The following is a 19,338-nucleotide window of genomic DNA, read 5'->3' as shown; positions in this document are numbered from 1 at the left end:
CTCCAGTCCTTGGTTCGGGAATTTCCTAAACGAAGCCGCCTTTCGCGCAAGCTTTCGAGCCGGTCCCAATCCGTAATCGAAAACCCTTGTCGCCGCCATGTGGACAAAATACGGCAATGCCTGATTTCGCGGTCGCGAGCCGGAAATAAAAAGCATTGGGTGTTGTCGTCGCGCAACGCCGCCTCTGGTTGCAGGCGCCGCCGGTCATGTCAACCTCCGGTTCCCGGTCCGGCCTTGGCCGACGCGAACAGCGCGACGGCGTTGGTTATACTCTGGGCCGCCTTGCCGCGCCAGTCGGCGTTGAGCAACTGCGCCTCGTCTTTGGCGTTCGAGAGATAACCGAGTTCGACCAGCACCGACGGCACGTCGGGTGCCTTGAGCACCTTGAAGCCCGCCGAACGCTGCGGATTGTTGATGAGGCCGACGCTGGTCGACAACTGGCCAACCAGCGTGTGGGCGAAACTCATCGAGAAATTGTGCGTTTCGCGGCGGATCAGGTCGATCAGGATGTCGGTGACTTCCTTGTTGTCGTTCTTGATTTCCATGCCGGCGAACTGATCGGAGAGGTTTTCTCGGTCGGCAAGCGCCTGCGCCTCGGGGTCCGAAGCCTTGTCGGAGACGGTGTAGACGGTGGCGCCGCGAATGCCCTTGACGCTGATCGTGTCGGCATGGATCGAAATAAGCAGGTCGGCCTCGTGCTGACGGGCGATGCGCACGCGGTCATCAAGACGCAGGAATTCGTCTGTGTCGCGCGTCATGAACACATCATAATTGCCAACGGCTGCGAGTTTGTCGCGCAGCTCCGTGGCGAAGGCCAGCGTGACATTCTTCTCGATGGTGCCGTTCAGGCCCTCGGCACCGCCGTCGATGCCGCCATGGCCGGGATCGATGACGACGGTGAACCGATGACCCGGATTGGAAACCGGTCCGGTGCCGACCCGCCCTCCCTTGTCGGTCGAAACGGTCGATCCGGTGGTCAGCGCCTGGTTAGCCAGCGCCACGTCGAACTCGCGCTCGGATGCCGCCGACATGTCGATGGCAATGCGGTAGCCGGTTCCGTCCTCGTTCTTGAGCACGTCGAGCTTGTCGACGGCGAACGGTCCCTTGCCGGTGAGGATCAGCCGCGAAACGCCCTCGCCGAGCGCGCCCAGGCGCACGCCCTTGACCAGGCCCCGCGCCTTCAAGTCCTTGGCATCAACGACGAATCTCGTATTCGCGAGATCGATGACAAGGCGGTTGGGACCGCGCAGCAGGAACCATTTGATATCGGGTTCGCGATCGAAGTCCATGACGATGCGCATCTTGGTGGCATCGCCGGCCATCTTGTAACCTTTTGCCACGAGCGGAGCGTCGGCGGCATTGGCTTTTGAGGACAAGGCAGATGAGACCGCCAGCAGCAGCAAGAGGCAGAAAGCGGCCAGGATCCGGCCGCCGACACGACATCCCTTGTCTGTGAAGTCCGCCAATCCCATCTCTCTTCCAGTCGCTCCCGGTTTGGCGCCCGGCGCCGGTCGTTTCGTCGAAATGCCGGTTAGGCCGCGAACTCGATTAACGATTGGTATCCAGAGAAGGTTAACCAAGCCTTTTCATGCAAGGGCGGCAAGCTGGCTTACGCTACGGAACGGCTTTTTGCCGGCATCGGAAATCGGGGTTGCCTTCCACCCCGCCAAATCATAAAAGCGATGGTGGATCACTGCAATCCTGGAACCGCCCTCCTCCGCAGCTTCTTGCTACAGGGTCAGACGTAAAGGCGGCTCCTTTCGCTTCAGGCGAAAAGGGTTCAGGTGATCGCGACGAATTTCGCAGGCGTGCTCCCGTGGCGGGGGAATCGCCTGCGTGAGGAAAACGGCCGGGTTTGTTCCCGTGCCGGCTCTGTATGAGCAAACAAGCTGGTCCGGTTCGTCCGGGCTTTGGTTCAAAAGGTTCTGTTGGTGACGATGGCTTCAAGCGCAATCATGGAAAGGTCCGCATCAAACCGCGCCATTATGGCTGCGGGCGGCACCGCCATGGCGCTCAAGCGGCGGCCGACGGACGATCAAATATCCGGCACCCACATCCCAGGCACGCAGCAGCAGGCTTTGCCTCGCAAGCTGCGGCTGACGGCTGCCGGGGGGAAACGAAATAATGCCCAACAAAATGCTGATAGACGCCTCCCACCCGGAGGAAACACGCGTTGTCGTCGTACGCGGTAACCGTATTGAAGAATTCGACTTTGAATCCCAGGACAAGAAGCAGCTCAAAGGAAACATCTACCTAGCCCGCGTAACGCGCGTAGAGCCCTCCCTTCAGGCAGCCTTTGTCGAATATGGCGGCAACCGTCACGGTTTTCTCGCCTTCAGTGAAATTCACCCCGACTACTACCAGATTCCGGTCGCCGATCGTCAGGCACTGCTGCGCGCGGAAGCGCAGGAGGCTGAGGACGAAGAGAACGAGGACGGCGACGGCGATGATCGCCAGAGCCGCGATCGCGGACGGCGCGGCCGCAGGCGCGGCGGCAAGCCCCGCGACCGGGGCGAGCACAAGCGCGATGCAGCCGATTCCAGCGAGGCAAGCGACGCTGCCGACGAGGCGGAAGAGGGCGCCGACGCTGGTTTCGAGGAGATCTCGCACACGTCCGAGATCATCGAACATGCGGCCGATGCGTCCGAACATGCCGATGCGTCCGAACATGGCGAGGATTCCGCCGAGCAGGACGAAGGCGAAACCCGCGAAGGCGGCCCGACGTCGATCGCCGCCTCGGTCGAGGCCGATGTGATTTCCGAAGCCGTTCCGCAGGCCGAACAAGGCAGCGAGGCGACCTCCGGCGACAATGATCGCGGCATGCTGGAAGAAGTGCAGTCCTCGCATCCGGACGATCACGAGGTCGAATCGGTCGGCGCCGAGGACGCGCTGGAAGAAGTGCGCAACCGCCGCAAGCCGGTGCGCCGCCAGTACAAGATCCAGGAAGTGATCAAGCGCCGGCAGATCCTCTTGGTGCAGGTCGTCAAGGAAGAGCGCGGCAACAAGGGTGCGGCACTGACCACCTATCTGTCGCTTGCCGGCCGCTATTCGGTGCTGATGCCGAACACGGCGCGTGGCGGCGGCATTTCGCGCAAGATCACCAGCGCGGTCGATCGCAAGCGTCTGAAGGAGGTCGTTGCCGATCTCGAAGTGCCGCAGGGCATGGGCGTGATCCTGCGCACCGCCGGCGAGAGCCGTACCAAGGCCGAGATCAAGCGCGATTACGAATATCTGATGCGGCTTTGGGAAAATGTCCGCAATCTCACCTTGCAGTCCACGGCCCCTGCCCTGGTCTACGAGGAAGGCAGCCTGATCAAGCGCTCGGTGCGCGACCTCTACAACAAGGATATCGACGAGATTCTTGTCTCCGGCGAGGAAGGCTATCGCGAGGCCAAGGACTTCATGCGCATGCTGATGCCGAGCCACGCCAAGGTGGTTCAGCCGTTCCGCGACACGACGCCGATCTTCGTGCGCAACGGCATCGAGGCACAGCTTGACCGCATGCTGCAGCCGCAGGTGACGCTGAAGAGCGGCGGCTACATCATCATCAACCAGACCGAGGCGCTGGTTGCCATCGATGTGAATTCGGGCCGCTCCACCAAGGAGCACTCGATCGAGGACACCGCACTCCACACCAATCTGGAAGCGGCCGAGGAAGTCGCGCGTCAGCTCAGGCTGCGCGACCTTGCCGGCCTGATCGTCATCGACTTCATCGACATGGAGGAGAACCGCAACAACCGCTCCGTCGAGAAGCGGCTGAAGGATCACCTCAAGAACGATCGTGCGCGCATCCAGGTCGGCCGTATCTCGCATTTCGGCCTGATGGAGATGTCACGCCAGCGCATCCGCGCCAGCGTGCTGGAATCGACCATGAAGCCCTGCCCCCATTGCGGCGGCACCGGCCACGTACGCTCCGATTCGTCGGTCGCGCTGATGGTGGTGCGGGCGATTGAGGAATTCCTGCTCAAGGATTCCCGCAGCCACATCACGGTGCGGACGCCGGCGGCGACCGCACTCTATGTGCTCAACCACAAGCGCGGCACGCTGGTCGAACTCGAAAGCCGCTTCGGGCTGACGATCACCGTCGAGGCCGACGATTCGGTGGGTTCGCAACACTATGCGATCTTCCGTGGCGCGCTGGCTGAAAAGCCGGAAGGCTTCGTCGAGGCGCGCAGCTTCCCGGCCTATGTCGAGTTGGAAGAGCCCGAGGACGAGATTGTCGTCGTCGAGGAAGACGATGAAGCACCGGTGCAGGCCGAACAGCCACGCCAGCAGCCGCAGCAACAACAGCCCCGGCCCGCTGCCGGTGGCGAAGAAGGCGAAGGCCGCGACCGCAAGCGCCGCAAGCGTCGGCGCCGGCGCGGCGGCAAGGATCGCGATCGCGAACATGGCGCCCCTGCGGACGGTGCTTCCGTCTCGGCTCCGGCCGGTGAGTTTTCGGACCCGGACTCGGCCGCCAGCGATGGCGACACGGAAGCGGACGACAACGCCCCTGTCGGTGTTGCCGAAACGTCTGAGACAGCTGAAGCTTCGGACGAAGGCCAGGGCAAAAAGCGCCGGCGCGGCAAGCGCGGCGGCAAGCGCAACCGTCGCGAAGACGGTGAAGGCGAGGCTGAGGCAAGTGCTGGCGAAACAGCAGACGCGTCTGAAGGCGAAGTCCGGGCAACCGAGGTGATCGCCAGCGAGCCGGTCGTTGCCGCACCAGCCGAAGAGCCGGTGGCGCTTGCCCCGGCCAATGACGACGCGCCGGCCACGGAGAAGCCGAAGAAGCCACGTCGCGCGGCCAAGCCAAAGAAGGCCGCGGCCGAAATTGTCGCCGATGAGCCGGCTGCGGAGGTGGAAGCACCGGTCGACACGCCGGTCACCGCATCCGACGAGGCAGCCATCGCTTCTGTCGAGGAGGCACCGAAGGCCCGCCCGTCGCGGCGCAAGCCGGCGGCGGCGAATGCGCCGGTCGTGCCGGTCGTGTCTTCGATCGTCGCGGAAGAGCCCGCGGCCAAGGCCGAGGACAAGACCGAGGACAAGCCGAAGCGCGGCGGCTGGTGGCAGCGGAAGGGCTTTTTCTAAGCGTTTCAGCCACCTGAGCTAGTTCTCTGACAAAAAAATCCCGCGCCGTCTCGAAGACGGTGCGGGATTTTCTTATCTGGCGCTATGGCGGATCGCGAAAGGCTACGGCGCGAAGATCGACCAGTTCATCATCCTGGCCAGCTTTTCCAGCGCAATCGACCCCAGCTTGGAGTTGCCGTTGGCATTGAGACCTGGCGACCAGACGGCAAGCGACGCCACGCCCGGCACGATGCCCAATATGCCGCCGCCGACACCGCTCTTGCCGGGGATGCCGACGCGGAAGGCGAAATCGCCGGAGCCGTCATAATGGCCGCAGGTCAGCATCATGGCGCCGATGCGGCGTGCCCGCTCGGCCGACACCACGGAATGCCCGGTCGCCGGGTTCTTGCCGCCATTGGCGAGGAAGCGGCCGGCGAGCGCCAGTTGCCGGCAACTCATGGCGATGGCGCAGTGGTGGAAGTAGACGCCCAGCGCCAGTTCCGGCGCATGGTGGAGATTGCCAAAGGATTTCATGTAGTTGGCAAGCGCGAAGTTGCGGTAGCCGGTGGCGCGCTCGGACGCCGCGACCTCGCGGTCGATGATGATGGTCTCGTCGTCGGCGAGGAACTGGATGAAGCGCAGGATCTCGCCGATCGCCTCGCGCGGCTGGTGGCCGGCAAGCAGGATGTCGGAAATGACGATGGCGCCGGCATTGATGAACGGATTGCGCGGAATGCCGTTCTCATGCTCGAGCTGCACGATCGAGTTGAACGGATTGCCTGACGGTTCGCGGCCGACCCGCTGCCACAGCGCGTCGCCGACATTGCCGAGCGCCAGTGTCAGGGTGAACACTTTCGAGATGCTCTGGATGGAAAAGGCCTGGTCGGCGTCCCCCGCCGTCAGCACGTGGCCGTCATTGGTGACCGCTGCGATGCCGAATTTCTTCGGATCGACCTTGCCCAACTGCGGAATGTAGGAAGCGACGTCACCGCGATCGGTGCGATCGGCCATTTCGGCAGCGACTTCGGCCAATGCCTGATCAAGTTTGGAGGCCTGATCAAGTTTGTGGGCCTGTTCGAGTTCCGGCATGGCGCTACCTCAACCAGTGTTCGATGCGCGCCATTGCCTCAACCATGTCGTCGTGGCTGCCGGCATAGGAGAAACGCATGGTCCGGTGGCCGGCCTGAGTGTCGAAGTCTTGGCCGGGTGTTGCCGCGACATGCGCCTCGGCCAGCATCTTGCGCGCGAAGGCCATGCTGTCATTGGTATGCCTGGTGACGTCACAAAAGGCATAGAAGGCGCCGTCCATGGGCGCCGCCAGCGGAAAGCCGAGCTCGGGCAGGCGTTTCATCAAAAGCTCGCGATTCCAGGCGTAGCGGCCTTTTACCGCCTCCAGTTCCTCGGTCGCCCTGAACGCCTCGATCGCGGCGATCTGCGATAGCTCCGGCGGCGAGATGTAGAGGCTCTGGGCGACGCGCTCGACCGGCCGCACCAGCTCTTGCGGCAGCACCATCCAGCCGATGCGCCAGCCGGTCATGCAGTAATATTTGGAGAAGGAGTTGATCACGGTCACGTCGCCTCCATAGGCAAGCGCCGTGGTGTCGGGGGCGGCATAGGCGAGCCGGTGATAGATTTCGTCGGAGATGACGGCGATGCCGAGGTCTTGTGCCGTCCTCACCAGGGCCGCCAGTTCATCGGCCGGTATGACCGCGCCGGTTGGATTGGCGGGACTGGCGAAGAGAACGCCTTTCAGCGGCTTTTCACGATGCGCGGTCTCGAGATGGCCGGCATGCAGGTAGGCGGCGTCGCCGAGCTCGATCTCGACCACCTCGATGCCGAGCGCGGCCATGATGTTGCGATAGGCGGGATAGCCGGGTGCCGCGATGGCGACGCGGTCACCCGGATCGAACATCGCCAGGAAGGCGAGGTTGAAGGCGGCCGACGATCCAGTGGTCACCGCGATCCGGCCGGGCTCGATATCAAGCCCGTAGTGATCGGCGTAGTGTCCGGCGATCGCCTTGCGCAAACCTGCCAGTCCCAGCGCGTCGGTGTAGCCGATGCGTCCGTCCTGCAGCGCCTTGGCGGCTGCGGCGCGAACCAGAACCGGTGCGGGATCGGAGGGCTGGCCGACGGCCATCGAAACAACCGGCACGCCCTGGGACTTCAGCCGGTTTGCCTCTGCCAGAATGTCCATCGCATGGAAGGGCTCGACATTGCCACGACGTGAGAGCGAAACGACCATTTGACCAGTATTCCCGATGACTGACGGCGCCAGGCACTGGCGCATGTGCCGCACAAATGCCCGATTGATGTGAGGATCACAAGTTGAGGAAGTTTCCGGCGCCGACTTTTCATCTTTCGCCCGCTCGTCTACCAGTGGAGCCATCATGTTGAGCCGACCCAGATCGACGATTGCCCAGGCAGCGCGCGTCTTCGCGACGCTTTCGCTTGGCGTTGCCGTTGCAGTGGCGAGTTCGGTCAGCGCCTTTGCCCAGAACGTGCCGGTGGTGCGCGACGCCGAGATCGAGGCGCTGGTTCGCGATTACGCGCGGCCGATCTTCAGGGCGGCTGGCCTGGCGAATGACGGCATCGACATCGTTCTGGTCAACGACCAGAGTTTCAACGCCTTCGTCACCGGGCGCCGGCTGTTCATCAACACCGGCGCGCTGATGACGGCTGAAACGCCCAACGAGATCATCGGCGTCATCGCGCACGAAGCCGGTCATATCGCCGGCGGCCACCAGCAGAAACTCCGCGACCAGCTTGAACGCGCCAAGACGATGGCCATCATCGCGACGCTGCTGGGTGCCGGTGCCATGGTCGCCGGCGCGACAACCAATAGCCGCGGCCTTGCCGGTGCGGGCGTGGGCGTGGCCGCCGGCGGCGGCGAGATGGCACAGCGCAGCATCCTCGCCTACCAGCGCACCGAGGAGATGACGGCCGACCGCTCGGCGATCACCTATCTCAACGCCACCGGCCAGTCCGGCATGGGCATGCTGAAGACGTTTCACCGCTTCCAGACTGCGCTGTCGCTCTCGGGCGCGCAAGTCGATCCCTACCGGATCAGCCATCCGATGCCGCGGGATCGTATCTCCAATCTCGAAGTGCTGGTGAAACAGAGCCCCAATGTCGACAGGCCGGACCCGCCCGCGCTGCAGCAGCGCCATGACATGGTGCGGGTGAAGATCGCCGTCTACATGGAAGGCCAGGCGGCTGCGTCGCGGCTGATGCGAAAGATGCAAGGGACACTCGCCGCGCTATATGGCGACGCCCAGTCGACCTACCTGTTCGGCAACATCGCCGCCGCGCTCGCCAAGACCAATGCACTGATCAAGGCGCAGCCCAAGAACGCTTACTTCCAGGAACTGCGCGGCGACATCCTGATGAAGGCAAACAAACCCAAGGAAGCCGCGGACGCCTACGCCAAGGCGGTCAGCCTCGATTCGGCGCGGTCCGGTCTGCTGCCGGTGTCCATGGGCCAGGCGCTGATGGCCGTCGGCACGCCCGACTCTCTGAAAAAAGCCGTCGTGCAGATCAACAACGGCCTCGGGCGCGACAAGGAAAATTCAGCCGGGTATCGCTATCTGGCACAGGCCTACGGTGAGTTGGGTGACATACCGGGCGCCGAACTTGCCACCGCCGAAAGCCATTTCTATTCCGGCAACTACAAGGATGCGAAGATTTTCGCCATGCGGGCGCAGCAGCAGATGAAACGCGGCGAGCCGCGCTGGCTTCGCGCCCAGGATATCATAAACTACAAGCCGTCAACCAAGATCAAGTGAACCTTCCGGCCGCGCGCCACGACATAGCCAGACCGGAAAACAGGTAGAAGGAACAGGAACGATGAAAAAGGCACTGCTGCTGGGCACCACGGGGGTTGCGGTCGCCCTGGCCATGCTGGCTTTCGGATTCGTTGCCGGAAACCCGCAGATCGCCAAGGCCGGTACCGCACAGCCGGTCGAGACCGCGGCGGCCGATACCAAGATCGACCGCACCGAGGTCGAAGGCATCATCCGCGACTATTTGTTGAAAAACCCGGAAGTCCTCCTGGAAGTCCAGGACGCGCTTGAGGCCAAGCAGAAGGAAGAGCAGCGCATCGCTCATCTCGGCGTGATCAAGAATGCCAAGGACCAGATCTTCAACTCCGCCTTCGACGGCGTCGTCGGCAATCCGAACGGCAAGGTCACCATCGTCGAGTTCTACGACTACAATTGCGGCTTCTGCAAACGCGCCATGGACGACATGCAGGCGCTGACCAAGACCGATCCGGACCTGCGCTTCGTGCTCAAGGAATTCCCCATCCTTGGACCGGAATCGCAGAAGGCGAGCGTGGTCTCGATGGCCTTTCACCTGATGCACCCGGAAAAGTACGGCGAGTTCCACAATGCGTTGCTCGGCGGCCAGGGACGCGCCACCGAGGCGTCGGCAATCAAGGTCGCGCTGTCGCTCGGCGCCGACGAAGCGGCGCTGCGCGAGAAGATGAAGGACCCGACAATCAACGAGGCCCTCGCCAAGACCTACGATCTTGCCAACAAGCTGGCGATCACCGGAACGCCGTCCTATGTCATCGGCAACGAGGTGGTGTTCGGAGCACTCGGGCAGGAAGTGCTGGCAGAAAAGATCGAGGCGGCGAAAGCCGCGCTCTGATCTTGCTCGCCAGCTATTTCTCACGGGCACATTTCCGCCTGTTGTGGACAGTGAAAGAACGCACTTGCGCTCTTTCCGCGGGCGGCTATGCCCATTATAGAGGGCCCAGCGCGCCGGCTTGATGACGGCGCCGGGAAAGGTCGGCTTTTTGAAAACGGTTTTCGTCCTGAACGGTCCCAATCTCAACGCGCTCGGCAAGCGCGAGCCGGGCATCTATGGCGGCAAGACGCTTGCCGCGATCGCCGACGACTGCAAGCAGGCAGGCACGGCGCTGGGGTTCGAGATCGATTTCCGCCAGTCGAACCATGAGGGCGACCTTGTCGACTGGATTCAGGAAGCTGGCGACAAGGCTGTCGGCATCGTCATCAATCCGGGCGCCTACAGCCACACCTCGATTGCCATCCACGACGCCATCCGCGCCGTCGCGCCGTTGCCGGTGGCCGAAGTTCATCTTTCCAACATCCATGCGCGGGAACCATTCCGCCACATCTCCATGGTCGCGCCGGTCGCCGTCGGCATGATCTGTGGCTTTGGGCCGCTCGGCTATACGCTGGCGCTACAGGCGCTGGCCGCACGCCTATGACCGGCCAACAAACAGAAGGCTCGAAAATGTCGATAAAGAAGACCGGTGTTGACCAGCAACTGATCCGCGATCTGGCGGGCATACTGAACGACACCAATCTCACCGAGATCGAGGTTGAACTGGGCGACCTGAAGGTGCGCGTCTCGCGGCAGGCGCCGGCTGTTCATGCAATCGCAGCGCCGCAGCAGGCCTATGCGCCGGCAGCAGCGCAAGCTGCCTCCGTAGCTCTGCCCGTTGTGGCAGATATTTCCAAGAACGCAGTCACCTCGCCGATGGTCGGCACCGCCTACCTGGCGCCGTCGCCGGACGCCAAGGCATTCATCGAAGTCGGCCAGAAGGTCAAGGAAGGCCAGACGCTGCTGATCATCGAAGCGATGAAGACGATGAACCAGATCCCCTCGCCACGTGCCGGCACGGTGACCGCGATCCTTTTCGAGGATTCGCAGCCGGTCGAATATGGCATGCCGCTCGTCGTGATCGAATAGAGCGGGCCTGATGTTTCAGAAGATCCTCATCGCCAATCGCGGCGAAATCGCCCTCCGGGTGCTGCGCGCCTGCAAGGAACTCGGCATCCAGACGGTGGTGGTGCATTCGACCGCCGATGCCGACGCCATGCATGTGCGGCTCGCCGACGAGAGCGTCTGCATCGGTCCGCCGCCATCGCGCGACAGCTATCTCAACATCCATCAGATCGTTGCGGCCTGCGAAATCACCGGCGCCGACGCCGTGCATCCGGGCTACGGCTTCCTGTCGGAGAACGCCAAATTCGCCGACATACTGGCCGCGCACAACATCACCTTCATCGGTCCGTCCGGCGACCATATCCGCATCATGGGCGACAAGATCGAGGCCAAGCGAACCGCCAAGCGCCTCGGCATTCCGGTTGTGCCCGGTTCGGACGGCGCCGTCACCGACCAGAAGGAAGCCAGGCGCATTGCCGCCGAGATCGGCTATCCCGTGATCATCAAGGCATCGGCCGGTGGTGGCGGTCGCGGTATGAAGGTCGCCCTCACCGAGGCTGACCTGGAGATCGCCCTGCAGACGGCGAGCACGGAAGCCGGTGCGGCGTTCGGCGACGATGCCGTTTATATCGAAAAATACCTGGAAAAGCCGCGCCATATCGAAGTCCAGGTGTTCGGTGACGGCTTTGGCCGCGGCGTGCATTTCGGTGAGCGCGACTGTTCCTTGCAGCGCCGCCACCAGAAGGTTTGGGAAGAGGCGCCCTCGCCCGCCCTCAATGCCGAAGAGCGCGCCCGCATCGGCGGCATCTGCGCCAAGGCCATCGCCGATCTCAGCTATTCCGGCGCCGGCACCATCGAGTTCCTCTACGAGAATGGCGAGTTCTACTTCATCGAGATGAACACGCGCCTGCAGGTCGAGCATCCGGTGACGGAAGCGATCACCGGCATCGATCTCGTCCACGAGCAGATCCGCGTCGCCTCCGGTGGCGGCCTCTCGGTGAAGCAGGAGGACATCAAGTTCAACGGCCACGCCATCGAATGCCGCATCAACGCCGAGGACCCGCGCACCTTCACCCCCTCGCCCGGCACGATCACCCATTTCCACACACCGGGCGGCCTGGGCATCCGCGTCGATTCCGGCGTTTATTCCGGCTACAAGATCCCGCCATACTATGACAGCCTGATCGGCAAGCTGATCGTGCATGGGCGTAATCGCGTCGAGTGCATGATGCGCCTGCGCCGCGCCCTGGACGAGTTCGTCGTCGACGGCATCAAGACGACGTTGCCGCTGTTTCGCGATCTCGTCGGCAATGCCGACATCGCCAATGGCGACTACGACATCCACTGGCTGGAAAAATACCTGGCCAAGGAAGACTAGCGCGGAGACGCGATGACCCGCCCCTACGCGCCCGGCTATCGCATCCCCACCGACCTGCTGCTCAAGGCCTACGCCTCGGGCGTCTTTCCGATGGCCGAAAGTGCCGGCGACCCGGAGGTGTTCTGGGTGCGGCCGGAGACGCGCGGCATCATTCCCCTCGATGGTTTTCACGCGCCGAAAAGCCTCAGGAAAACGATCAGGAAGAACCCCTTCGACATCCGTTTCGATTTCGATTTCGAAGCGACCATCGACGGCTGCGCCGAAAAGCGCGTGGAACGGCGCTCGACCTGGATCAATGCGCCGATCCGCGAAGCCTATGTCGAGTTGCATCGGATAGGCCATTGTCATTCGGTCGAGGCGTGGCGCGAGGACCGGCTGGTCGGCGGCCTCTATGGCGTGTCGCTCGGCCGGGTGTTTTTTGGCGAGAGCATGTTCGCCAGGGAGACGGACGCTTCCAAGACCTGCCTTTTCTATCTCGTCGAGCGCTTGAAGGCACGCGGCTTCGCTCTGCTTGACACCCAGTTCACCACCGAGCACCTCAAGCGCTTCGGCGCGGTCGACGTGCCGCGCGGCAAATATGAAAAGATGCTGGCCGACGCGCTGAAGGGCGAGGCCGTATTCTATCCCTGACGCCGAATTCTATCCCTGAAGATTGAGCCTACTTCCCGGTGGCGGCTTCCAATGGCGTCTGCGAATGGAACATCATCTTCCAGCCATTGACGCGATGGACATAGCCGGTGCTGACCAGCGCGACGTAAGGTTCGCCGTTCTCGCGTGTCGCATGTGCCTCGTAGGTCAGCATGATGATGTCGCTGCCCGGCTCGATAATACCCTTGAGGTCGATTTTCAGGTCGCGCCAGCGGTTGGGCTTGGTTGCGGTCTTGGCGAGATCCGCATTGTCCATCGCCTGTGCCATCTGCGGAAACGCCACCAAGCATTCGGTGTCGACATTGGCCGCATAGTAGGCCGCGTCGCCAGTCCAGAATCCCTTTTCAAGTTCCAGCAACTCTGCCTTGCCAGCCGTGATCCGCTTGCTGTCTGACATCGGAAGATCCTCCCTGCGCATAGATGCGCGCTCATCCGTGCCCCAACGTATGGTGGCAAGGACGGTTCCGGAGGATCAGTTGGTGTCGGTCGTATCGGGGTCCGAAGCGTCCGGCTCCGTCACGCCAGGCTCTGTCACGTCCGGAGCGGTCGCGGCTTTCGGTTTGGCCGCCGCGGGCTTGGGCGCCTCGGCTTTGGTCGAGTCTGCCTTGGCGCCATCGGGCGCCGGCACATCCGACTTCTGCTTGCAAGCCTTCAGCCAGACGTCATAGACGGCATGCTCGACGGCATTGAGGCCGGGGCTTTCGGCAAACATCCAGCCGGTGAAGATGCGGCGGATCTTGCGGTCCAGCGTAATCTCGTCGACCTCGACGAAGGAATCTGTCTTCGGCTCTTCGGTCTGTGGCCGCGAATAGCAGACGCGCGGCGTCACCTGCAAAGCACCGAACTGCACCGTCTCGTCGATATAGACATCGAAGGTGATGATGCGGCCGGTGATCTTGTCGATACCGGCAAACTCGGCAACGGCATTGGTGACCCGGTCCGCTCCCGCGGGCGGCGCCGGCGCGGGTGCCGCGGGCTCAGGCGAAGCGGCGAAGGCCACGGTGCTGACGGCAAGACCGGCGGCTAGCGCCAGACTGGCCGATATTGAGTAAGAAAAGCTCATGCAAAGATACCGGTGGTTCGCGCCCGGGTGATTCTGTCGATCACCAAGGCTAGTCGCCGTTTTCTGATCAGCAAGCAGCTAAACACCAATTGTGGCGATAAAGGACCGGCTTGCAGCCTGTCGCTAAGACCCGGGTGTCCAGGCGTCGTAATCGCCGGTAACCTGCGGGCGATGCTGATTGGTCAGCACCGAGCCCTTCGGGCGATAGGCCGCCGGGCTGCCGGTCAGATTGGGCTGATGCGGCTTTTGCCAGTCGCGCGGCTTGTAGTCCTCGCTGGACGGCGCGACGTCGACGCGGTGGTGCATCCAGCCGTGCCAGCCGGGCGGTATCGCCGAAGCTTCCGAATAATTGCGGTAGATGACCCAGCGGCGCGTGCGGCCTTCCGAATCGATGCCGCCTTCGTAGTAGAGATTGCCGGTTTCGTCCTGGCCGACCTTCTTGCCGTACCGCCAGGTGTGCAGGCGGGTTCCTATCGTCTGGCTGTTCCACCAGGTGAAAAACTGCGTAAGGAAAGTCTTCATTTCAAAACCCTCGCGCCGGCAGCGCCCGTTTTCCTGCTTATGGCGTCAGGCCTTGCCGAAGGCAAGGCTTTTGCCACGGCGTGCGCGCAAATGGCTTGCCGGAAACCCGACACAAGCCTGTGATCCTGCCGGTCGCAGCATGCACGCTTGCCAAGCCTTTACGGTATTTCTAAAGCTCTGCGCGCCTATGCCAGCATCCAGCCCGGCTTGAGGCCAAAGGAGGTGACGATTGGCCACGGAATTGCCGACCACCGACATTCGCATCAGCGCCGAGGCGATTCGCCACCGCAAGGGCGGCACGCCGATCGTTTGCCTGACCGCCTATACCTATCCCATCGCCCGTCTGCTCGATCACCATGTTGACCTGCTTCTGGTCGGCGACAGTGTTGCCATGGTCCTGCATGGCCACAAGACGACGCTGGGCGCCTCGCTGGAGATGATGATAGCACATGGGCAGGCCGTGATGCGCGGCTCGGCCAGGGCCTGCGTCGTCGTCGACCTGCCGGCCGGCACCTATGAGGCAACGGCAGCGCAAGCCGTCGCCTCGGCGCGGCGGGTCGTCGACGAAACCGGCTGCCAGGCGGTGAAGCTCGAAGGCGGCCTCGACATGATCAGCCAGATCGAGGCCATCGTCGCCGCCGGCATTCCGGTGATGGGACATATCGGCCTGCAGCCGCAATCGGTCGAGAAGGACGGCGGCTACAAGATCAAGGGCCGCACCGAGGAGGCTGTTGCGGCATTGCTTCGCGATGCGCTCGCCGTCGAGAATGCCGGCGCTTTCTCGGTGGTCATCGAAGGCACGGTCGAGAGGGTCGCCGCCGATATCAGCCGCCGCCTCGCCATTCCGACCATCGGCATCGGTGCCAGCGGTGAATGCGACGGCCAGATCCTGGTCATCGACGACATGGTCGGGCTGACCGTCGATCGCGTGCCGAAATTCGTCAAGGAATACGCCGACCTGCGCAGCGTGATCTCGCATGCAGCGGAAACCTATGCAGCCGAGGTGCGGGGCCGGACATTCCCCGGCCCCGGCCATGTCTTTTCGGCGACAAACAGCAGGGACGACGCATGAGCCAACCCGCCGTCGTCGACAACGTAGCCGCACTTCGCGCGCAAATCCGGGACTGGCGGCGCGACGGCCTTCGTGTCGCCGTGGTGCCGACCATGGGCGCTTTGCATGACGGGCACATCTCGCTGGTCAGGATCGCACTCGAAAGAGCCGAGCGCTGCGTCGTGTCGATCTTCGTCAACCCGACCCAGTTCGCGCCGAGCGAAGACCTCGACAAATACCCGCGCCAACTCGCCCGCGACCTCGACCAACTGGGCGCGGCAAAGGCCGACCTTGCCTTCACACCGACGGTTGGCGAGATGTATCCCGCCGGCTTCGCCACGAAAATCTCGGTCGGCGGCCCCTCCGGCGGGCTCGAATCGGACTTTCGGCCGACCTTTTTCGACGGCGTCGCCACCGTGGTGGCAAAGCTCCTCCTGCAGGCAACGCCCGACTGTGCGGTCTTCGGCGAGAAGGACTACCAGCAGCTTTGCGTGGTGAGGCAGCTCTGCCGCGACCTCGACCTGCCCGTCGAGATCATCAGCGCACCAACGATCCGCGACGCGCATGGTCTCGCCATGTCGTCCCGCAACGCCTATCTCGATGAGGCCGAGTTGAAGATCGCCCGCCAACTCAACGTGATATTGCGCAATACGGCTGCAGCCCTGGCGGCAGGCGCCGACCAGAGCGACGCAACCGAAGAGGCCAGCCGCGCCCTCATCGCCGCCGGCTTTCAAAAGGTCGACTATGTCCAGGCACGCGAAAGCCTGACGCTTGCGCCATGGCATCGAAACCACGAAGGGCGTCTTCTCGCGGCAGCATGGCTCGGCAAGACCAGACTGATCGACAATGTCGGGGTTCCCGCTGTTTAGCGAAGGCTCGATCCTTCGGCCAGATAGACACGGGCCGACCACAGTCGATGGTCCCGTACTCTTTGGGGTCGACGTATCGCGGCGGATTGCTGCCGCGCCTAGCTCTCGCTCTTTTGTCCGCCGGCCCTGACGATCAGGTGTCCCGCGACGATCCCAACCACCCCGGCAAGGGCTTTCACCAATGCATCGATGAGGCGTGCATGGCGACCGGGATCAATGAGCTGAAGCAGTTCCAGCATGCCGGCGGTCACAGCCACGAAGATCACGACCTGGTACAGTCGGTTGGGGAAGCCGATCGCCAGGGCGAAGCCCAGCAGGACATAAGCCAAGGCACGCTCGACATTCGCTTCAGCGAGGTGCGGCCGCATCTGGATCGGCGACAAGGTCGCGAAAATGATGATGGCGAGCAGCGCCAGCGCTGTAATGCGGGACAGTTTGGTCATGCTCTTGCATATCCGTCGTGAGCCGGCACAGCAAACGCCGCGATGACGCATGGCCGGGTCGCTCTATTCATCCCGGTGGCAATCTATCCGAGCGACTTCTCGAAACTCAGCGTCGTCGGCCTTGAGGTATCACGGGACTCCTCCGCGGCACTGACAGGCAAGAACCCTTTCGACCGATAGAAGGCGATGGCGCCGCCATTGGCCTCCTCGACCTCGACGCGCAGCGTTCGCGCTTCCGGGAAACTGGCCTCGACCTCGTCGAGCAGTGCTTGCCCGATCCCGCGCCTTTGGCAGTCCGTATGGACGTAGAGCTGGTTCAGCAGGATGATTTTCGCATCGGCGGTGGCGGCGGCGAAAGCCATGCCGCCGATCCGCTTGCCATCATCGGCCACCAGGAATTCCGAATTCGGCCGCGTCAGCCGCGAGCGGAGCGAAGCGACCGAGTGCCATTCGTCGGTGATCTCGGTGACTTTGGCAGCGCCATAAATGGCGTCATAGGTCGCATGCCACGTTTCCACCAGCAGCGTCCGCACAGCGGCAAGGTCGCGTTCACCTGCGGTGCGGACGAACACGGCGCTACTCGATGCCCAGCTTGGCCTTGACGAGGTCGTTGACGGCTTGCGGGTTGGCCTTGCCGCCGGTCGCCTTCATCACCTGGCCGACGAACCAGCCGGCCATGCTCGGCTTGGCGCGCGCCTGTTCGACCTTGTCGGGATTGGCGGCAATAACGTCGTCGACGGCCTTCTCGATGGCGCCGGTGTCGGTGACCTGCTTCATGCCACGGCTCTCGACCAGTTGGCGCGGGTCGCCGCCCTCATTCCAGACGATCTCGAACAGGTCCTTGGCGATCTTGCCGGAGATGGTGCCATCCTTGATCAGATCGATGACCGCACCGAGCTGCTCGGGTGAAACCGGAGCGTTTTCAATGTCTTTTCCGGCCTTGTTCAATTGCCCGAGCAGATCGTTGATGACCCAATTGGCGGCAAGCTTGCCGTCGCGGCCGGCGGCCACCTTCTCGAAATAATCGGCGATCGGCTTTTCCGAAACCAGGATCGAGGCGTCATAGACGGACAGGCCGAGCGACGCGATCAGCCGCGCCTTCTTGTCGTCCGGCAGTTCCGGCAATTCCTTGGCCAGCGCATCGACATAGGCCTGGTCGAATTCCAGCGGCAAAAGGTCGGGATCGGGGAAGTAGCGGTAATCATGCGCCTCTTCCTTGGAGCGCATCGAACGCGTCTCGCCCTTGACGGCGTCGAACAGCCGCGTCTCCTGATCGATCTTGCCGCCATCCTCGAGGATGGCGATCTGCCGGCGCGCCTCATAGTCGATGGCCTGGCCGATGAAGCGGATCGAGTTGACGTTCTTGATCTCGCAGCGCGTGCCGAACTCGCCGCCCGGCTTGCGCACCGAAACGTTGACGTCGGCGCGCATCGAGCCTTCGTCCATGTTGCCATCGCAGGTGCCGAGATAGCGCACGATGGTGCGCAGCTTGGTGACATAAGCCTTGGCCTCGTCGGCCGAGCGCATGTCCGGCTTGGAGACGATCTCCATCAGCGCCACGCCGGAGCGGTTGAGATCGACATAGGACATGGTCGCATGCTGGTCGTGCATCGACTTGCCGGCATCCTGCTCCAGATGCAGCCGCTCGATGCCGACCTCGATGTCCTCGAATTCGCCCTGGCGGTCCGGGCCGACCGAAACGATCACCGTGCCTTCGCCGACGATCGGCTGCTTGAACTGCGAGATCTGGTAGCCCTGCGGCAGGTCGGGATAAAAGTAGTTCTTCCGATCGAAGACTGACTTGTGGTTGATCTGCGCCTTCAGCCCCAGGCCGGTGCGGATCGCCTGCTTGACGCATTCCTCGTTGATGACCGGCAGCATGCCCGGCATCGCCGCATCGACCAGGCTGACATTGGCGTTGGGCGGCGCGCCGAAGGCCGTCGAGGCGCCCGAAAACAGCTTTGCTTCCGACGTGACCTGCGCATGGACCTCGAGGCCGATGATGATCTCCCAGTCGCCGGTGGCGCCGGGGATCAGGCGTTTTGCGTCAGGAGTACGGGTGTCGATAAGGGACATGGCGGCCTGCGAATTGCGGTGACTGATTTCACGTTTGAACCTGAATTTCACGTCGAACGTGAAATCATTCGCTAGTGCAAACGGCCAAAAGAGACAAGCGCAAAGCCACGGACTGGCCTTTTCAGCCGCTTTCGCCTATAGGACGCTCATTCCAATGGAGAGTGGATGTCCACTTACGCTCAGTCCCGGTAAGGCCCTGACCTCCTGGCGAGGCAGGGCAGAAAACCTGAAACCCCGTGCCGCGAAGCTTCGCGGCGGCGGCATTTTTTGTTTTCCCGGAAAACTCTCACATGGATATTTCGCGCACTGAACAGCGCATCCTGCACCTGCTCGCGCAGGGCGGACGCATTGAAATCGAAAAGAACGACAAGAAGCGGATCGCCTCCGTCAAATGCCTGACCCGCGACGGCTGGCACTATCCGGACGTCGATCTCGACATGTTTCGAAAGCTGAAGCGGAAGAAGGCGGTTTCTTCGTCGGGAGGCGGCCCCTACCGCATCACCCGGCGCGGGCTCGCACTTGTCCGCTCCGAACTCGACAACAGGTAGCCC

20 protein-coding genes are annotated in these 19,338 nt (G+C 62.8%); 10 read left to right on the top strand and 10 right to left on the bottom strand.

All coding sequences use genetic code 11. From position 1 onward, the window contains the following. Positions 1-25: 25 nt before the first annotated feature. Together NP945_RS09230 and NP945_RS09225 are read right to left on the bottom strand one after the other, a co-directional pair. Entirely contained in the window at positions 26-208 is a 183-nt protein-coding gene (locus tag NP945_RS09230) for a hypothetical protein (RefSeq protein WP_127323273.1), read from the bottom strand. A gap of 1 nt (position 209) precedes the next feature. Further along, the gene (locus tag NP945_RS09225; protein WP_256746182.1) at positions 210-1,472 is read right to left on the bottom strand and encodes an N-acetylmuramoyl-L-alanine amidase; all 1,263 of its coding nucleotides are present in this window, start codon (positions 1,470-1,472) and stop codon (positions 210-212) included. A gap of 652 nt (positions 1,473-2,124) precedes the next feature. Between NP945_RS09225 and NP945_RS09220 the strand changes: the two genes are divergently transcribed. Then, positions 2,125-5,067, top strand: a complete 2,943-nt coding sequence (locus NP945_RS09220) for a ribonuclease E/G (protein ID WP_256746181.1) — start codon at positions 2,125-2,127, stop codon at positions 5,065-5,067. Between the two features lie 102 nt (positions 5,068-5,169). Here the strand turns inward: NP945_RS09220 and NP945_RS09215 are convergent, their stop codons facing one another. Continuing rightward, positions 5,170-6,135, bottom strand: a complete 966-nt coding sequence (locus tag NP945_RS09215; protein WP_256746180.1) for a glutaminase — start codon at positions 6,133-6,135, stop codon at positions 5,170-5,172. 4 nt (positions 6,136-6,139) lie between these two features. Then, positions 6,140-7,288: a pyridoxal phosphate-dependent aminotransferase gene (locus NP945_RS09210; protein WP_256746179.1), complete on the bottom strand. Its 1,149-nt coding sequence runs from the start codon at positions 7,286-7,288 to the stop codon at positions 6,140-6,142. 145 nt (positions 7,289-7,433) lie between these two features. On the opposite strand from NP945_RS09210, the gene NP945_RS09205 reads away from it, so the two are divergent. The 6 genes from NP945_RS09205 to aat all read left to right on the top strand — a co-directional run bounded on the left by NP945_RS09205 (position 7,434) and on the right by aat (position 12,745). Beyond that, on the top strand, positions 7,434-8,828 hold the full coding sequence (locus NP945_RS09205) for a M48 family metalloprotease (protein WP_256746178.1): 1,395 nt from the start codon (positions 7,434-7,436) through the stop codon (positions 8,826-8,828). A 61-nt stretch (positions 8,829-8,889) separates the two neighbouring features. Next, positions 8,890-9,693 carry a DsbA family protein gene (locus tag NP945_RS09200; protein WP_127272408.1) on the top strand — a complete coding sequence of 268 codons (804 nt, stop codon included), beginning with the start codon at positions 8,890-8,892 and terminating at the stop codon, positions 9,691-9,693. 148 nt (positions 9,694-9,841) lie between these two features. Beyond that, positions 9,842-10,276: a type II 3-dehydroquinate dehydratase gene (aroQ, locus tag NP945_RS09195; protein WP_256746177.1), complete on the top strand. Its 435-nt coding sequence runs from the start codon at positions 9,842-9,844 to the stop codon at positions 10,274-10,276. A 26-nt stretch (positions 10,277-10,302) separates the two neighbouring features. Beyond that, complete coding sequence (accB, locus tag NP945_RS09190; RefSeq protein WP_023812132.1) at positions 10,303-10,761, top strand: acetyl-CoA carboxylase biotin carboxyl carrier protein; 459 nt, start codon at positions 10,303-10,305, stop codon at positions 10,759-10,761. A 10-nt stretch (positions 10,762-10,771) separates the two neighbouring features. Then, positions 10,772-12,115: an acetyl-CoA carboxylase biotin carboxylase subunit gene (accC, locus tag NP945_RS09185; protein WP_256746176.1), complete on the top strand. Its 1,344-nt coding sequence runs from the start codon at positions 10,772-10,774 to the stop codon at positions 12,113-12,115. A gap of 12 nt (positions 12,116-12,127) precedes the next feature. Further along, a complete protein-coding gene (aat, locus tag NP945_RS09180; RefSeq protein WP_127269232.1) occupies positions 12,128-12,745 on the top strand; it encodes a leucyl/phenylalanyl-tRNA--protein transferase in 618 nt (205 codons plus the stop codon). 28 nt (positions 12,746-12,773) lie between these two features. On the opposite strand, the gene NP945_RS09175 is transcribed toward aat, so the two are convergent. The 3 genes from NP945_RS09175 to NP945_RS09165 all read right to left on the bottom strand — a co-directional run bounded on the left by NP945_RS09175 (position 12,774) and on the right by NP945_RS09165 (position 14,348). Beyond that, the gene (locus tag NP945_RS09175) at positions 12,774-13,160 is read right to left on the bottom strand and encodes a hypothetical protein (RefSeq protein WP_127322832.1); all 387 of its coding nucleotides are present in this window, start codon (positions 13,158-13,160) and stop codon (positions 12,774-12,776) included. A 75-nt stretch (positions 13,161-13,235) separates the two neighbouring features. Beyond that, positions 13,236-13,826 carry a DUF2155 domain-containing protein gene (locus tag NP945_RS09170; protein ID WP_128304042.1) on the bottom strand — a complete coding sequence of 197 codons (591 nt, stop codon included), beginning with the start codon at positions 13,824-13,826 and terminating at the stop codon, positions 13,236-13,238. A gap of 123 nt (positions 13,827-13,949) precedes the next feature. Further along, positions 13,950-14,348 (bottom strand): NADH:ubiquinone oxidoreductase subunit NDUFA12, encoded by a 399-nt coding sequence (locus NP945_RS09165; protein ID WP_256746175.1) that lies wholly within the window; start codon positions 14,346-14,348, stop codon positions 13,950-13,952. A 229-nt stretch (positions 14,349-14,577) separates the two neighbouring features. Between NP945_RS09165 and panB the strand changes: the two genes are divergently transcribed. Both panB and panC read left to right on the top strand, forming a co-directional pair. Continuing rightward, the gene (gene panB, locus NP945_RS09160) at positions 14,578-15,420 is read left to right on the top strand and encodes a 3-methyl-2-oxobutanoate hydroxymethyltransferase (protein WP_256746174.1); all 843 of its coding nucleotides are present in this window, start codon (positions 14,578-14,580) and stop codon (positions 15,418-15,420) included. Next, on the top strand, positions 15,417-16,268 hold the full coding sequence (panC, locus tag NP945_RS09155; protein ID WP_256746173.1) for a pantoate--beta-alanine ligase: 852 nt from the start codon (positions 15,417-15,419) through the stop codon (positions 16,266-16,268). Before panB ends, panC begins: the two co-directional genes overlap by 4 nt. Before the next feature lie 98 nt (positions 16,269-16,366). Here the strand turns inward: panC and NP945_RS09150 are convergent, their stop codons facing one another. From NP945_RS09150 to gatB, 3 genes are all read right to left on the bottom strand, one after another. Then, positions 16,367-16,711, bottom strand: coding sequence for an antibiotic resistance protein VanZ (locus NP945_RS09150; protein ID WP_023812139.1), 345 nt, complete (start codon positions 16,709-16,711; stop codon positions 16,367-16,369). Positions 16,712-16,794: 83 nt separating this feature from the next. Beyond that, on the bottom strand, positions 16,795-17,283 hold the full coding sequence (locus tag NP945_RS09145; protein WP_256746172.1) for a GNAT family N-acetyltransferase: 489 nt from the start codon (positions 17,281-17,283) through the stop codon (positions 16,795-16,797). Positions 17,284-17,287: 4 nt separating this feature from the next. Beyond that, a complete protein-coding gene (gene gatB / locus NP945_RS09140) occupies positions 17,288-18,787 on the bottom strand; it encodes an Asp-tRNA(Asn)/Glu-tRNA(Gln) amidotransferase subunit GatB (protein ID WP_127810287.1) in 1,500 nt (499 codons plus the stop codon). A 290-nt stretch (positions 18,788-19,077) separates the two neighbouring features. On the opposite strand from gatB, the gene NP945_RS09135 reads away from it, so the two are divergent. Then, entirely contained in the window at positions 19,078-19,335 is a 258-nt protein-coding gene (locus NP945_RS09135; protein ID WP_127269620.1) for a YjhX family toxin, read from the top strand. The last annotated feature ends 3 nt before the right edge of the window (positions 19,336-19,338 follow it).

This window comes from Mesorhizobium sp. LMG17149, assembly GCF_024518695.1.
Classification (GTDB): domain Bacteria; phylum Pseudomonadota; class Alphaproteobacteria; order Rhizobiales; family Rhizobiaceae; genus Mesorhizobium.
This window is presented reverse-complemented; position numbering and strand designations above follow the sequence as displayed.